Source organism: Pseudomonas sp. RA_15y_Pfl1_P11 (assembly GCF_963970975.1).
Classification (GTDB): domain Bacteria; phylum Pseudomonadota; class Gammaproteobacteria; order Pseudomonadales; family Pseudomonadaceae; genus Aquipseudomonas; species Aquipseudomonas tritici.
Genome location: NZ_CAXAOY010000011.1, coordinates 162,928 through 176,520, shown reverse-complemented (window position 1 = coordinate 176,520; position 13,593 = coordinate 162,928). Strand labels below are relative to the sequence as shown.

At 56.3% G+C, this 13,593-nt stretch carries 13 protein-coding genes; 9 read left to right on the top strand and 4 right to left on the bottom strand.

All coding sequences use genetic code 11. The features are described 5' to 3' along the window. Nucleotides 1-66 precede the first annotated feature (66 nt). From AACY44_RS16000 to AACY44_RS15965, 8 genes are read left to right on the top strand one after another with little or no spacing between them, the layout of a single operon-like run. On the top strand, nucleotides 67-207 hold the full coding sequence (locus AACY44_RS16000) for a type VI secretion protein (RefSeq protein WP_159994257.1): 141 nt from the start codon (nucleotides 67-69) through the stop codon (nucleotides 205-207). Nucleotides 208-224: 17 nt separating this feature from the next. Beyond that, the gene (gene tagH, locus AACY44_RS15995; protein ID WP_339530623.1) at nucleotides 225-1,421 is read left to right on the top strand and encodes a type VI secretion system-associated FHA domain protein TagH; all 1,197 of its coding nucleotides are present in this window, start codon (nucleotides 225-227) and stop codon (nucleotides 1,419-1,421) included. Between the two features lie 5 nt (nucleotides 1,422-1,426). Beyond that, nucleotides 1,427-1,927: a type VI secretion system lipoprotein TssJ gene (gene tssJ, locus AACY44_RS15990; protein WP_339439540.1), complete on the top strand. Its 501-nt coding sequence runs from the start codon at nucleotides 1,427-1,429 to the stop codon at nucleotides 1,925-1,927. A gap of 2 nt (nucleotides 1,928-1,929) precedes the next feature. After that, a complete protein-coding gene (tssK, locus tag AACY44_RS15985) occupies nucleotides 1,930-3,261 on the top strand; it encodes a type VI secretion system baseplate subunit TssK (RefSeq protein WP_339439542.1) in 1,332 nt (443 codons plus the stop codon). A gap of 5 nt (nucleotides 3,262-3,266) precedes the next feature. Beyond that, nucleotides 3,267-4,142 carry a type IVB secretion system protein IcmH/DotU gene (icmH, locus tag AACY44_RS15980; protein ID WP_339439544.1) on the top strand — a complete coding sequence of 292 codons (876 nt, stop codon included), beginning with the start codon at nucleotides 3,267-3,269 and terminating at the stop codon, nucleotides 4,140-4,142. 13 nt (nucleotides 4,143-4,155) lie between these two features. Then, nucleotides 4,156-7,683, top strand: a complete 3,528-nt coding sequence (tssM, locus tag AACY44_RS15975; protein ID WP_339439546.1) for a type VI secretion system membrane subunit TssM — start codon at nucleotides 4,156-4,158, stop codon at nucleotides 7,681-7,683. Then, nucleotides 7,683-8,411 carry a PP2C family protein-serine/threonine phosphatase gene (locus tag AACY44_RS15970; RefSeq protein ID WP_339439548.1) on the top strand — a complete coding sequence of 243 codons (729 nt, stop codon included), beginning with the start codon at nucleotides 7,683-7,685 and terminating at the stop codon, nucleotides 8,409-8,411. The genes tssM and AACY44_RS15970 overlap by 1 nt, the downstream gene beginning before the upstream one ends. After that, nucleotides 8,408-9,415: a serine/threonine-protein kinase gene (locus AACY44_RS15965; RefSeq protein ID WP_339439549.1), complete on the top strand. Its 1,008-nt coding sequence runs from the start codon at nucleotides 8,408-8,410 to the stop codon at nucleotides 9,413-9,415. The genes AACY44_RS15970 and AACY44_RS15965 overlap by 4 nt, the downstream gene beginning before the upstream one ends. Nucleotides 9,416-10,928: 1,513 nt before the next feature. Here the strand turns inward: AACY44_RS15965 and AACY44_RS15960 are convergent. Genes AACY44_RS15960 through AACY44_RS15950 form a run of 3 tightly spaced genes read right to left on the bottom strand, consistent with a single transcriptional unit; the run spans nucleotide 10,929 to nucleotide 12,082 of the window. Beyond that, nucleotides 10,929-11,198, bottom strand: a complete 270-nt coding sequence (locus AACY44_RS15960; RefSeq protein WP_339439551.1) for a hypothetical protein — start codon at nucleotides 11,196-11,198, stop codon at nucleotides 10,929-10,931. A 14-nt stretch (nucleotides 11,199-11,212) separates the two neighbouring features. After that, nucleotides 11,213-11,566 carry a hypothetical protein gene (locus AACY44_RS15955; RefSeq protein WP_339439553.1) on the bottom strand — a complete coding sequence of 118 codons (354 nt, stop codon included), beginning with the start codon at nucleotides 11,564-11,566 and terminating at the stop codon, nucleotides 11,213-11,215. Nucleotides 11,567-11,626: 60 nt separating this feature from the next. Beyond that, nucleotides 11,627-12,082 (bottom strand): hypothetical protein, encoded by a 456-nt coding sequence (locus tag AACY44_RS15950; protein ID WP_339530618.1) that lies wholly within the window; start codon nucleotides 12,080-12,082, stop codon nucleotides 11,627-11,629. A 145-nt stretch (nucleotides 12,083-12,227) separates the two neighbouring features. On the opposite strand from AACY44_RS15950, the gene AACY44_RS15945 reads away from it, so the two are divergent. Then, on the top strand, nucleotides 12,228-12,572 hold the full coding sequence (locus AACY44_RS15945; RefSeq protein ID WP_339438226.1) for a helix-turn-helix domain-containing protein: 345 nt from the start codon (nucleotides 12,228-12,230) through the stop codon (nucleotides 12,570-12,572). Between the two features lie 48 nt (nucleotides 12,573-12,620). Here AACY44_RS15945 and AACY44_RS15940 read toward each other — a convergent pair whose 3' ends face one another. Further along, nucleotides 12,621-13,589 (bottom strand): DUF932 domain-containing protein, encoded by a 969-nt coding sequence (locus AACY44_RS15940; protein WP_339438228.1) that lies wholly within the window; start codon nucleotides 13,587-13,589, stop codon nucleotides 12,621-12,623. Nucleotides 13,590-13,593: the final 4 nt, after the last annotated feature.

Genomic DNA, 13,593 nt, shown 5'->3' with positions numbered 1-13,593 from the left:
ATCCCCCCGCCTTAACAGCCTCAACCTTAAGGGCTGGCGCTTTGCCCCGCCCCTGGAGACCCTCTGATGTCTATTCGTCACTGGCAAGCCGTCCTTCTGACAGTTGTCGTTCTATGTGGCCTCGGCGGCTGCAGCGGCAATTACAAATACAACGACAACACCTATCGCCCCTTGGGTGATCCGCAGTCGGTCAATCGCGGCAAGTGACCGCAAGGAGCATCACCATGGAACTGGTTTTCGAAATGCAGAACACCAAGCAGTTCGTACCTACGCAGCTGTGCCAGAAGACCTTCAAGCAGGCCGGCGGCGTGATTGGTCGGGGGGGGGATTGTGACTGGATCATTCCGGATCGCAAGCGTCACCTGTCCAACCATCACGCGTTGATCAGCTACCGCGAAGGTACGTTTTTCCTGACCGATACCAGCAGCAACGGAATCCAGAATAGTGCCAGCGGCGCACGCTTGCACAAGGGCGATACGGTACGTATCGAGCACGGCAGCGTATACGTGCTGGGTGATTTCGAGATCCGTGCACGGCTAGTTCACGCCCTGGCGACTTCCGATGTGGAGGTCGGTCGTCCGCAAGCCGCTGGCAGTATCATTCCTGATGATGCGTTCCTCGACCTCGACCCGCTAAATGCTCTAGACCAGCAGGAACGTGTGTATTCGGAAATCGACGAGCTGATCTCGCCACGCACGGCTCCGGAAGACACCCGTCAGCGCGCCGACTATGCGCGCATCGACATGGAAAGCCTGATGGTACCGGAACTGATCGATGCCCCGGCCGAACCTGCACCCACCCCGGCGCCGAAAGCGGTCGAGCGTCAGAGCGACGGTTTCTGGGAAAAGTTTGCTGGCGCCCTAGGTGTAGACCTCAATGGCCTTGACCACGATGCCAAAGAGGCACTGGCGTTGAGCGCAGCACGCTTGCTCAAGCAGAGCGTCAACGGTTTACAGCAGAGTCTGCGCACTCGAAGCGAGCTGAAAAACGAATTACGACTTGCGCAGACCACCGTACAAGGATCTCAAAAAAACCCATTGAAGTTCGCCGTTGATGCCGGTGAAGCGCTGGGCATTCTGTTGCAGCCGAACAAGCCGGGGCAGTTGCCGGCCGAGCAGGCGATCTCCCGTGCGTTTCGCGATTTGCAGGCGCATCAGGTCGCCCTGTTGACCGCTAGCCGCGCTGCCGTTCGCGGCACGCTGGAGCACTTCTCGCCACAGCAATTGACCCTGCGATTCGAGCGCGACAACAAGCCGTTGCTGGCCACGTCCGGCAGTCGCTGGAGGGCTTACGGTCGTTATCACCAGGCCCTACGTCAGGACGATGACTGGAGCGAGCGCTTGCTGGCCCGTGACTTCGCCCAGGCCTACGAAGAACAGATCCGACTGATTTCTACCCTTCACACCGACCACCAAGGATGATGCGCATGTCTCGCCGCTCGACTGATTTTTTTAAGACGCTGACTGCGCTGACCACCTTGGCACTGTTGGCCGGTTGCTCGACGCTATCGCCGTATTCCCACGTCACCAAACTCAACCTGAAACTGACGGCCAGCGATCAGTTGAACCCAGACCTCAACGGTCGTCCGTCGCCGATTGTCGTACGTCTGTTTGAACTCAAGCACCCGGTGGCGTTCGAGAACGCGGACTTCTTCAGCCTGTACGAGCGCGCCAAGGAATCCCTGGCTCCGGACATGGTTGCGACTGAGGAGCTTGAGCTGCGTCCGGGAGAAACCGTCGAACTCAAGCTCAGTGTCGAGGAGGGTAGCCGCTATGTCGGTGTACTAGCCGCATACCGTGACCTGCCGGATACCAAATGGCGCTACACCCTGCAAGTCGCCCCGGTGGAAGTCACCGATGCCGATCTGACGCTCGACCAGAGCGGCATTCGCAACACCCATGAATTGCTAGTCAAGGCGGCTGACTGACCATGAACTCCCATAAAGTCATTTGGCAGGAAGGCATGTTGCTGCGTCCGCAGCACTTCCAGCACAACGATCGCTACTACGACCATCAGATGAAGACCCGCACCCAATTACTGGGCAGCTACATCTGGGGCTTCCTCAACCTGGACATCGACTTGCAGTTCCTCAACATGGGCAAACTGGTGATCAGCCAGGCATCGGGGATTCTGCCGGACGGTAGCCTATTCGAACTGGGTGGTAGTACTGAGCCGTTGGCCCTAGACGTACCGCCGAACACCGGCAATACGCCAATCTATCTGGCCCTGCCGTTGGTCACCGGAAACCACATCGAAGCCCGTCGGCCGGAGCAGTCCGACGTGCTGGCGCGCTATACCGCGTACGAAGCGGAAGTAGCCGACTCCAACGCTGGCGACGACTCCGCCAGCCAGGTCAGTTGCGCCCGCCCGGACTTTAAACTGTTGCTCGGCGAGCAGCAGAGCGATCAGGCGTACGTGAAGCTGAAGATCTGCGAAGTACTCGATACCACGCCGGACGGTGTAATCAGCCTCGACCCAGAGTTCGTACCAACCTACATCCAGGCGCACGCCTCCAGCTACCTGCTGTCGTGCCTCAAGGAAGTGATTAGCATGCTCGGCAACCGGGGCGACGCCATTGCTGAGCGGATCCGTTCCAATGGCAAGGTGGGTGGTGCGGAAGTCGGTGACTTTATGATGCTGCAACTGATCAATCGCACTGAATTGTTGCTACGTCACTATCTTAGTCTGGAACAGGTTCACCCCGAAGAGTTGTACCGCACGCTGCTGACCATGCTCGGCGATCTGGCAACCTTCTCCAGCGACAGCAAGCGCCCGCGTTTGGATAGCCGTTATCAGCACAGCGATCAGGGAGCAAGCTTCCGCAAACTGATGGACGCAATCCGTCAGGTGTTGTCGATGGTGCTGGAACAGTACGCCATTGAGCTGGAGCTGCAAGCTCGTCAATACGGGATCATCGTCTCGCCCTTGCACGACCACAAACTGCTGGGCTCTGCCTCGTTCGTGCTGGCGGCGAGTGCCAACTGCGATTCCGAAGAACTGCGCCATCGCTTACCGGCGCACCTCAAGGTCGGCCCGGTGGAGCGTATCCGTCAACTGGTCAACCTGCACCTGCCAGGCATCAAGGTCAAACCGTTGCCTGTGGCCCCGCGGCAGATTGCGTTCCACTCGAACAAAACCTATTTCATTCTCGAACTCAGCTCCGAAGACTTGGCGCAACTCGAACGCTCCGGCGGTTTCGCGTTCCACGTGTCCGGCGAATTCGCCGAGCTTGAACTGAAATTCTGGGCCATCAGGAACTGACCGACATGATCAAGGATACGGAATACAGCCAGGACGATAGAACCGTCCTGCTCGACCGTCAGGGCCACGGCCCGGCGTCGAGTCCGATGACGGACTTTGCTGCGCCGCCACGCTTCGAGCAGCTCGAAGAACGCATGATCTACGCGGCGCGCTTGCGCCCGGCCGAAGCGTTCAATATCAGTCTGAACTCGCTGGTGGCTGCTGCCTCAGAATTATTGTCTGAAGTAGTACGGCTCAAGCACAGCAGTACCCGCGAAGACATGCTTGTGCTCAACGAGCGACTGACCACCGGGCTGAAATTATTTGAAGTCAGCGCCTTGCACAATGGCGCAGAAAGCAGCCAGGTGATGGCTGCCCGTTACGTGCTCTGCACCGTGGCTGACGAAGCTGTCGTCACCACGCCGTGGGGTAACGAAAGCGAGTGGTCGCAAATGAGCCTGCTCAGCAGCTTTCACAACGAAACCTTCGGCGGTGAGAAATTTTTCCAGTTGCTTGATCGGCTATCGAAAAATCCGGTCAAGCACCTGCCGATGCTGGAGTTGATGTACCTGTGCCTGTCTTTGGGCTTCGAGGGCAAGTACCGCGTCCAGGCCCGCGGCATGCTCGAACTCGACGGCATCCGCGACGCCTTATATCGCCAAATCCGTCAATTGCGCGGCGACATGCCACGTGAGTTATCACCCCATTGGGAAGGCCTGAACGATCAGCGCCGTAGTTTGGTGCGCATCGTGCCAGCGTGGATGGTGGTGCTCTTCACCTTCGTTTGTCTGGTGGTGATGTATTCGGGCTTCGCCTGGGTATTGGGCGAGCAACGCGATACCGTTCTACAACCTTATCAGCAGCTAGATCCGGTCGCGGTCCAGCCGCAGTCGCAGCCGTAAACAGGGACGTGTGATGAAAAAGCTTTTCAAGAAAGTTGGTGCATTCTTGCGCAAGACCTGGGTTTGGACGCTGCTGCTGGTGCTGTTTGTCGCACTGCTGGTGTGGTTCGCCGGGCCCCTACTGGCAGTTGATGACTACAAGTTTTGGGAAGGCTCGACCTCCCGCTTGCTGACCATCAGTGTGCTGTTCCTGATCTGGGGCCTGACCATGGTCTTTGTCAGCTGGCGCGCGGGCGTTCGCAAAAAAGCCATAGAAGACACTGAGTACGGCCAGGATCGTATCCGCCGCGAAGAACAGATCGACGAAGAGCAGAAAGAGTTAAGGACGCGTTTCAAAGACGCGCTGAAAACCCTGAAGACGTCGAGCCTGTATCGCGGTCGCAGCGAACGCTGGCGTAATGATTTGCCGTGGTACCTGCTGATCGGTCCGCAGGGCAGTGGCAAAACCAGCTTGCTGGACTTCTCGGGGCTTGAGTTTCCGATCAACAAGATTGATCGCAAACTGACCCGCGATACCCTAGGCACCCGCCACTGTGACTGGTATTTTGCCGATCACGGCGTGCTAATCGACACCGCTGGCCGTTACTTGACCCAGCCGGATGCCGACGTCGATGGCAGTGCCTGGAGCACGTTGCTCGACCTGCTGCGCAAGCGTCGCCGCAATCGTCCGCTGAACGGTGTACTGGTGACCATCCCGGTGGAAACCCTGTTGAGCGGCAGTGAGCAGGAGCTTGAAACCTTGGCCCGCCAAGTGCGTGCGCGCTTGCAAGATGTGCATCAGAAATTGCACGTCGATGTGCCGATTTACCTTGTATTGAGCAAGGCGGATCGCCTGCTCGGTTTCGATGAGTTCTTCGACCAATTGACTCGCGAAGAAAGCGATCAGGTGCTCGGTACCAGTTTCCGCAAGGAACAGAGCGGCACTGATGTGACCGTGCTGCGCACTGAGTTCGAAGCGTTGCTGCATCGCCTCAACAGCCAGGTGATCATGCGCATGCACCAGGAGCGTGATACCCAGCGCCGTGGCCGCATCCTCGACTTCCCACACCAACTGGGGCAAATCGGCGAGCGTCTGTGCCTGTTCGTCGATATGGCGTTCACCGGCAACCGCTACCAGCGTGTAAGCCAGTTGCGCGGTTTCTACCTGACCAGCGCACCGCATCTGACTGAGGAAATGGACGCAACCACTGCCGGCATCGGTGCCAACCTGGGCATGAACGCCGGCGTGCTACCGACGCTGCGCAGTGGCCGTTCGCGCTTCATCCACCATTTACTCAGCCGGGTAATTTTCCCCGAGGCCGATCTTGCAGGCCTGGACAAACGCGAACGCAGCCGCATCCACTGGGGCCAGCGTGCGCTGTACGTGGGCGCACTGGCCGCACTGGCGCTATTTGGCATGCTCTGGGCGGGCGGTTTCTCCGCGAACTACGAACGCCTGGAAAACCTGCGTAACCTGGCGCAAACCTGGAGCCAACAGAGCTCGGCTCTCACCACCCGTGATGACTCCATGGCGGTGCTCAAGACCCTCGACACCCGCTACGCGGCTACTCAGGTGTTCCCAAAAAAAGGCGATGTGGGTTACCACGAGCGTGGCGGTCTGTATCAAGGTGAAGACGTTAATCCGGTGGTTAAGACTGCCTATGAACGTGAACTTGAAGGACAGCTATTGCCACGGGTCGCGACCCTGCTAGAAGGGCAGATTCGCGCCAACATGAAGGACCGCGAACGCCTGCTCAATAGCCTGCGTGCGTACCTGATGCTGAATATGAAGGATCGACGCGACGCGCCGTGGCTCAAAGACTGGGTTGCCACCGAATGGTCCCAGCGATACACCGGCAACACCACTGTGCAAAACGGCTTGAACAACCACTTCGAGCGCTTGCTAAAACAGCCGTTTATCTATCCGCTTAATGATCAGTTGGTGGCTCAGGCGCGTCAGGTTTTACGCAGCGAGTCCCTGGCTAACGTGGTATATCGGATGTTACGCGAGCAGGCCCGTAACCTGCCGGAATACCGTTTGAGCCAACATCTTGGCCCACAGGGGTCGCTGTTTGTTGGCACCGATTACGTGATCCCGGGGTTCTACACCCAGCAGGGCTATCAGCAGTATTTTTCGGTTCAGGGCTCGATGCTGGTTACCGATATCCTAAGTGACAACTGGGTACTGGGTGAAGGCTCGAGTATCAGTGGTATGGACTTACGTCGCCTGATGGTCGAACTCGAGCAGCTGTATTTTCGCGACTACGCCAACTACTGGGGTGAAGCGGTGGGCCGGATCGCGCTGCCGGCCATCAACGATTTTAGTGACGGTGCCGAGCAATTGGCGGGCCTGACATCTGCCAATTCGCCGATCCTGCAACTGCTAGTGGAAGTACGTGAAAACACCCGGTTCCCAGTGGTCGCTGACACGGCAGATGACGCCGCCGATGCGGCAGGGAAACTGGCAGACAAGGGCGGTAAGCTCGGAAAACTGGCGGTCGCGGCGGCGGGTAAGGCGTCTGACGCCTTGGTGAAAAAGCTGCCGGATACCGCGAAGAAATCCCTGCAAAGTCGCTTTGAGTCGCTGCACCGCTTGCTGGATGACAACAACGGCCCAACCGCTGACCTGATCCCGGCCCTGACGGCCCTCAATGACCTGCAAATGCAGATGGCTAGCCTGGCCCGTGCCAGTTCTCCGGAGCAAGCCGCGTTCGAAATGGCCAAGACCCGCATGGGTGGCCAGCGTGATGCGCTGAGCAACCTGCGCAATGCGTCGGGCCGTCTGCCGCGCCCGGTGAGTGTGTGGTTCAACGTATTTGCTGAAGATACCTGGCGTCTGGTACTCAGCGATTCTTATCGATATCTGAATCAGCGCTATCAGAGTGAGCTGTACAGCTTCTACGGCAAGGCGATCAGCAAGCGCTATCCGTTCAGCGCCCACAGCGCCAGTGACGTGGCAATCAGCGACTTTCGTGAGTTCTTCAAGGCCCAGGGGATTGCCGACCGCTTCTTCGACAGCTACCTGCGTCCGTTTGTCAGCGGTGATCCGGGTAACTACCGCATGCGCAGCGTCGATGGTCATAGTCTGCCGATTTCCAAGGTCTACCTTGATCAGATGGCCGCCGCGCTCGTGATCCGTCAGAGCTTCTTCGCCGACAACCCAGCCGAACCTCAGGTGCAGTTCAAACTTGAGCCTTACACCCTCGACCCGACGGTCAGTCGTTCCGAGTTCAAGTTTGGCGATAAGACCATCGAATACCGTCATGGCCCGATAGTACCGGTGTCGTTCAAATGGCCAACCGACGCTGAAGACGGGCGTACCAGCCTGGTGCTCGACAAAATGGTCGGCCGCCCGATCGGCATTGAGAAGAACACCGGTCCTTGGTCGCTGTTCCGTCTGTTCGACTTGATGCAAACGGAATACCTGACGGGTCGCGACGTGCTGGTGCTCAAGGCTGACGTGGGTGGCCTGCGCGCTAATTACTTGCTGACTAGCCAACGCACGCCAAACCCGTTCGACATGGGTGTATTGCGTACCTTCCGCATGCCGGTACAGCTCTGATGCAGGTGGCCAGCCCCTGGCGCAGTGCTGCGCGCACCGATGCCGGCAAGGTTCGGGCGCGCAACGAAGATGCTTTTCTGGACGCTCCACAGCAGGGGCTGTGGGTGGTTGCGGACGGCATGGGCGGTCATCAACGGGGCGATATCGCAAGCCAGTTGATCGTAGCCAGCCTGGCTGAATTACCGGCGCAGGATGATTTCGACGAACGACTCAAAGGAGTTCGCCAGTGCCTGCACTGGCTCAACCGTCGTTTGGGTCAGGAGTTGACGGTCACTGCTGGACGTCACGACAGCATCATCGGCAGCACCGTAGTAGTACTGCTGATTGAGGGCAATCGCGCGGCCTGCATCTGGGCCGGCGATAGCCGCTGCTACCTGTGGCGTGGCCAGCGTTTATATCAGCTGTCCAAGGATCATTCGCTGCAACAACAACTGATCGACAAACAACAAATGAGCGTCGAACAGGCCAAGGACCATCCCGCAGCACATGCCCTGACCCGTGCGGTCGGGGCAGCCGAACAATTGGCCCTGGATGTACTGGAGCTTGAGGTCTACCCCGGCGATGCGTTCTTGCTCTGCAGCGATGGTCTGTACCAGGGGCTTGGCAGCGATGCACTCGGCGACGCCTTGAGCCTGACAGCGCCGCAGGTTGCACTGGAGCGATTGTTTGACGGCGCAATGCGTGGCTCGGCCCGGGACAACCTGACAGCGGTAGTAATCCGCCAATGACTGAACACATGCGACCGATCGACGACCTGTTGGAGAGCGAAGAGCAGGACAGCAACCTGACCTACTTTGCGTTCGCCAAGTCGCACAAGGCAGAGGCTGCGCTGATGCCTGCCAAGGCCAGCATCGGTGAAATGCCTGACGTACTGGCAGGCCGTTACCGTATTGAGCGCCTGCTCGGTGCCGGTGGGATGGGCGCGGTTTACCGTGCACGGGACTTGCTAAGCGAACAGTTCGGCGATCCCGATCCTTACGTCGCGCTGAAAGTTCTCAGCGAAGAGTTTGCCGAGTCGCCGGACGCCAGCGCATTGCTCTACAACGAGTTCGCCCTGACCCGGCGCCTGCGGCACGACAACGTGCTGCGTTTGCACACCTTTGAAGTGGACACTGACTGCCAGCGAGCCTTCGTCACCATGGAGCTCATGCGTGGCCTGACCCTGGATAACTTACTCTGCGAGCGCCCCCAAGGCCTGCCGTGGGAGGAATTGCGCGACATCGTGCTGCCGCTGCTCGATGCACTGGCCTACTCCCACGCTCGCGGCGTGCTGCACGGTGATATGAAGCCGAGCAACGTGATGCTCAGCGAAGAAGGCGTGCGCCTGTTTGACTTCGGCCTTGGTCAAGCGGAGGAAGGCATCCTGCCCGGTCTGCCGCATCTGAGCCGCGAGCGCTTCAACGGCTGGACACCGGGCTACGCTGCGCCAGAATTGCTCGAGAGCCAAGCGCTGTCGGCCAGTGCCGATGTGTACGGCGTGGCTTGTGTGATCTACGAGCTGGCGGGAGGCAAGCCCCCGTTTCGCCGAGTGCCCTCGAACCAAGCCCGCAATGAGCATCTGGAGCGCGAGCTGCAAGCACCTAAGAACTTACCGAAACACTGCTGGCCAGCCCTGCGAACGGCACTGGCTTTCGACGTAGCGGATCGAACGATCACTGCCAAACAATTGCGTGACGCTTTCGCTGTCACTTCGTCCTGGCTGCAACGCTTGATGCATTGGCGTAACGGATGACTACGTGATGCATTACTTACTTGTCGAACTTCACAGTGATCTAACCCAATGGATTACCTGGCTATACAGTCGCCGAGTCAAAGAGATGAGTGGTTTTGTGCGTGACGGCGGGCAGTTGGAGACAGTCGCCGGTGCTCGTTATTCAGTTGGGTCAAAGCGGCGTTTTACCGCTTTGCCCAAGCACTCTCGGACGCGGAGCTAAGTTCTGTAATCTGTTCCAGATCACAATCTAACGAAATAAGGCAGTGTTTATGCAGTCATTACTAAAGGGTCTATTATTTGTGCGTAAATTATGTTTGTCTCTGGTTTCTATACGACAAAAGTTTATCGTGATCGCAGTATGTATTTGTCTGGCGGGATGTGTAGGCGTAGTTGTGTCAATGCCAGACCCGGAAACCGGCATCCCCTTGACCTATCAGGCAGAAGACGGTGACCAAACCACGAGGGAGTGGTGTGGTATAACCCTATGGGCTGTAATTGTGCCCATTCCATTAAAGCTGCCTGTGTGTAAGCTTCACAAACAACAGACGTTAACCTCTCCATTTTATGCGTGTGGCCCCCTTATGTTTCTAGGGCCTATCTCTCATGGCTATGAAGGGAACGGGCTGTGCGGGAAGGTTCCAAAATAATAAAAACAAGAAGCGTTCCTTCTTTACTTTGAATTATTCGGTCGTCTATTGTCGGGCTATTTAAATTAATAAACTATCCCTACAGTCCGTTAATAAGTTATTTGGGGAAGTCGCCAGGAATTAATTTCCCGACAATTTTTATTTCGTTGTGGTTCGATTGCTTTGCAAAGAGCAGGCTTCCATACTCGGGGTTTCCTGATTTTTTATGTCCGCTATTCTTAATTAAGTCGTTAATGCAGGTGTTGTGGGTCACTATTATAGGTTTCTGTTGGCGATCTTGTGCTTTAGCAGTTTGTCAATGATGTTGTTTCCGCAAGTGGTCTCTCTGTCTGGTAGGCGGCCTGCTTGTCCAAACATGAATTCTGATGTTTGAGCTGTTCTAGTGGTTGGGCTGGTAAAGATGTCAGTATTGTCTAATCCGAAATATGATTTTATACGGTTGCCTGTTTCCTTTGCTTTCTCGCTTCCGAGCAGTGTGATCCCATCATCTGGACCTAAGCACGGGTTGCTTGAGCGGTCGCAGCGTTCTTCGTGCCTTATCAATAAAATAACCTTTCCATTTTTCCAGTCTTCAGAAAGTTCTGAGTGGGCTAGTTTATTATTTGAGCCTAAGTCTTCTACCGTGTTTCTCGCGAACGATTCGTAAGCAAAAAATAAAGTGCTAATGAAACCAATGCTTAGTATTACTTTTGATAGGTTGCTATTGATCGTTTGGAGTGTCCATTGGTTGTATTGTATAGAGCTGTTTCTGATAGATGGAATTTATCGAGTGAGGGTTGGGCCAGTCGGACAGAGGGAGGCACTGACCACATAAAAAGCGCCTGGCCAGCAGAACTGGTCAGGCAGTTGGTGTGGGTAGATAAATATTGTTGGAGGACGGGTTGTTAATGCTCTGCTTGGCAAGTTCTTGCCGCTACAGCGAGATCTTTTACGAAACTGCTAGGAAGCGTTGTTCTCTTTGTGCTTATGGCTTTTAACTCAGTCTGACTATACTTACCTTCGAGCTTGTCAAAGGTACAGACGCAAATAGACTTGCTCACGCCGCTCTGTACACAACCCGCAAGGAATTGACCTTTGAGTTCGGTGTTTTCATCGGAGCAGCCGGTGATGACGGAAATGGCTAAGATAGACAGAGCTAAAGTTATTTTATTCATTAGAAGTGTCTCTTTTAACGTAATACCAAGCCACAGCCGATGGCGCCGCCCGCAATCAGTCCGATGACCTGTGGTCCGAGCATCCAGAACAGCTTGATCCACATCAGACTGAACATTCCTCCGGAGGTGTAAACCGCATCAGGGTGCGCAAACTTACGGATGGCATCGCCCAGTAATGCACCAATTAGGCCCAGTACAGAGCCGACAACTACGGCCAGAAATTTCATGAAGAATCCCGCGCCTAGCACCATGGACGAAGTGTTGAAAGTGACGCAGATGATTGCAAATACCAAGGCCGCAATGGCCCAGCCACCGACTACCGCATTAGTGGAGGTGTCGGTGCTGCTTTGGTTGGAATCGTGTTCCATTGTGATCTCCTAAATGGAAAGGGAAGGCCCCTGTAGTTGTTCTGTTGATCGGTGGGGGGCTTACCACCCCGCGTGGCAAACGTTGTCCTTGCTACTGAGTGGGAGCAGCGTCGTCTTCAGGTTTTTGGTTGGCAGCGTGATTGTTTTGCCACCGGCACTGATTTGCAGGTTGTTAGCCTTGCGCAGATCTGCCCAGAAGCCGTTTTTGAAGATGTCGCTACAGACATTGCAGTCCGTAAAGAACGGATTGGAGTAGGTCTCTCCATCCACAATGACGTCAAAGCCGCCACCGTTGTCGTCGGATGCGTACTGTTTCCCCGCGACGTTGGCGTAGGCTGTGATGGACGTTTCCTCATCATCGGAGCAGGAGATGTTTAGCTCGTTGCCATTGCCGTCATCGACCTGGTATTCGGTGACGCCCTGAGCCCACCCCGATGTCCATTCATAAGTGCCGGCCAATGCATGGCCTGCCGTCGTGCAGCCAAGGATCGCGGCGAAAAGAAGTGTTTTATTCATGCGGTTGCTTCCTACAGTTGAGTGAGGGGGCGTGAGTATGTGAGTTGAGAGGTTGAATATCGCCCTAAAAGGTTGATATTCATCTTTATAAGTCCTTCATGTCAATAAGACGATGCCCAACCATTCCAGTCGGATTGGAGGGGATATGTCGAAGACTGAATCGAAAGGGCTGGCGAGCGTGGTAGGCCAGGCCATTGCCAAGCAGCGTAATCGCAGCGGATTGACCCAAGAGGTGGTAGCCGAGCGCCTGGGGATAGGGATGGAGGCTGTCTCGCGTATTGAGCGCGGCATCGTCATGCCGACGATTGCGCGACTAATGGAACTGGCGGTTATTTTTGAATGTGAAACTGCTGATTTGCTGACGGAGTCCAGCACTCGCCCGTCCGATCAGGCCAGTCGTATCGGTGCGTTACTGGCTGAGTTGAATCAAACTGATCGGCAGTTGGTGGTTGAGTTAGTTGAGCGGTTGGTCGAGCGCTTGAAGCATTGAGTCAAATACCTGGCCGCCCGTTGCGGGTAGCCAGGTTTCTTTTTTCTCTCAAGCGACCAGTTGCAGTGCAGCATCCAGAGCTTTCTGCTTGACCGCAGCACCTTGACCAAACCACGCGGAGTCCAGGCGATACTCATTGCTGCGCGCTCGGCGTTCGTGGTCGACGTACTCAGTCACCGCATTGAGCAAGCCCCATGCGGTGCCGTTGGCTGACGCCATCCCCGAGCCTTTACCTTTCCCTTCGTACAGCTCTTGCACTTTGCGCAGGGCGCGTTCGTTGGGCAGATCCTTCGGTATCACACCTGTAGGCTGCACGTCGCACAGCACGTTGAGGAAAAAGCCCATCGACTCATGCCACTGCACCTTACGCTCCGCTAGGCTGCGCATTTGGTGCATGAACGTATCCCAGTGAGATACGGCAATACCGAGCTGTTTCTTCACCGCTTGTGGATCAAAGCGTGTGTTGTGTGGCACCTTGATAGCCCGGCTAGCACCATTCACCGCAATGGTCAGCGTGTTGTTGCACACCACCCGTACTGTGGTCGGTGTTGCCGTGGTGGCCAGCGTGCCGTCGCAGGAGGTGGCCAGTAGCAGGTAGCCATTCACCAGGTCATTACCTTTAAGTTCAGCCGATTGCCCGGTACGGGCCAGCGCCCAGAACTTCTTTCCCCCCTTCAGTACGCCAGCGGTTTCCAGCTCGTAACCCGAGACTTCGCTCAGATCTCGGTAAAACTCCAGGACGTCACGCGGCTGCACGACTTGGTAGCGGTTGGAGACCACTGATAGCGGAGCTTTGGTATCGGAGCGGTACAGCACCTTCTGCTCCGGGAACGAGTGAATGCTGCCCAGGTGGCCGATGGTGTCTGACTTGAAGTGAACCGGGCTTTCCTGAATCTGCCAGTCCATACCAGCTTCACGCTGCCAAACTTCCAGCGGTTGCTTTTCAGTGAGGCGACTGCCAAGGCCATGCCAAGGGGGCGCGCCAACGTAAGCCATTGTTTCGACGAGATGAGCCATGAAG

Bases quoted from the DNA above. Each gene is read 5' to 3' on its own strand.
- AACY44_RS16000 (WP_159994257.1), top strand. From the start codon at position 67: ATGTCTATTCGTCACTGGCAAGCCGTCCTTCTGACAGTTGTCGTTCTA.
- tagH (WP_339530623.1), top strand. From the start codon at position 225: ATGGAACTGGTTTTCGAAATGCAGAACACCAAGCAGTTCGTACCTACG.
- tssJ (WP_339439540.1), top strand. From the start codon at position 1,427: ATGTCTCGCCGCTCGACTGATTTTTTTAAGACGCTGACTGCGCTGACC.
- tssK (WP_339439542.1), top strand. From the start codon at position 1,930: ATGAACTCCCATAAAGTCATTTGGCAGGAAGGCATGTTGCTGCGTCCG.
- icmH (WP_339439544.1), top strand. From the start codon at position 3,267: ATGATCAAGGATACGGAATACAGCCAGGACGATAGAACCGTCCTGCTC.
- tssM (WP_339439546.1), top strand. From the start codon at position 4,156: ATGAAAAAGCTTTTCAAGAAAGTTGGTGCATTCTTGCGCAAGACCTGG.
- AACY44_RS15970 (WP_339439548.1), top strand. From the start codon at position 7,683: ATGCAGGTGGCCAGCCCCTGGCGCAGTGCTGCGCGCACCGATGCCGGC.
- AACY44_RS15965 (WP_339439549.1), top strand. From the start codon at position 8,408: ATGACTGAACACATGCGACCGATCGACGACCTGTTGGAGAGCGAAGAG.
- AACY44_RS15960 (WP_339439551.1), bottom strand. From the start codon at position 11,198: ATGAATAAAATAACTTTAGCTCTGTCTATCTTAGCCATTTCCGTCATC.
- AACY44_RS15955 (WP_339439553.1), bottom strand. From the start codon at position 11,566: ATGGAACACGATTCCAACCAAAGCAGCACCGACACCTCCACTAATGCG.
- AACY44_RS15950 (WP_339530618.1), bottom strand. From the start codon at position 12,082: ATGAATAAAACACTTCTTTTCGCCGCGATCCTTGGCTGCACGACGGCA.
- AACY44_RS15945 (WP_339438226.1), top strand. From the start codon at position 12,228: ATGTCGAAGACTGAATCGAAAGGGCTGGCGAGCGTGGTAGGCCAGGCC.
- AACY44_RS15940 (WP_339438228.1), bottom strand. From the start codon at position 13,589: ATGGCTCATCTCGTCGAAACAATGGCTTACGTTGGCGCGCCCCCTTGG.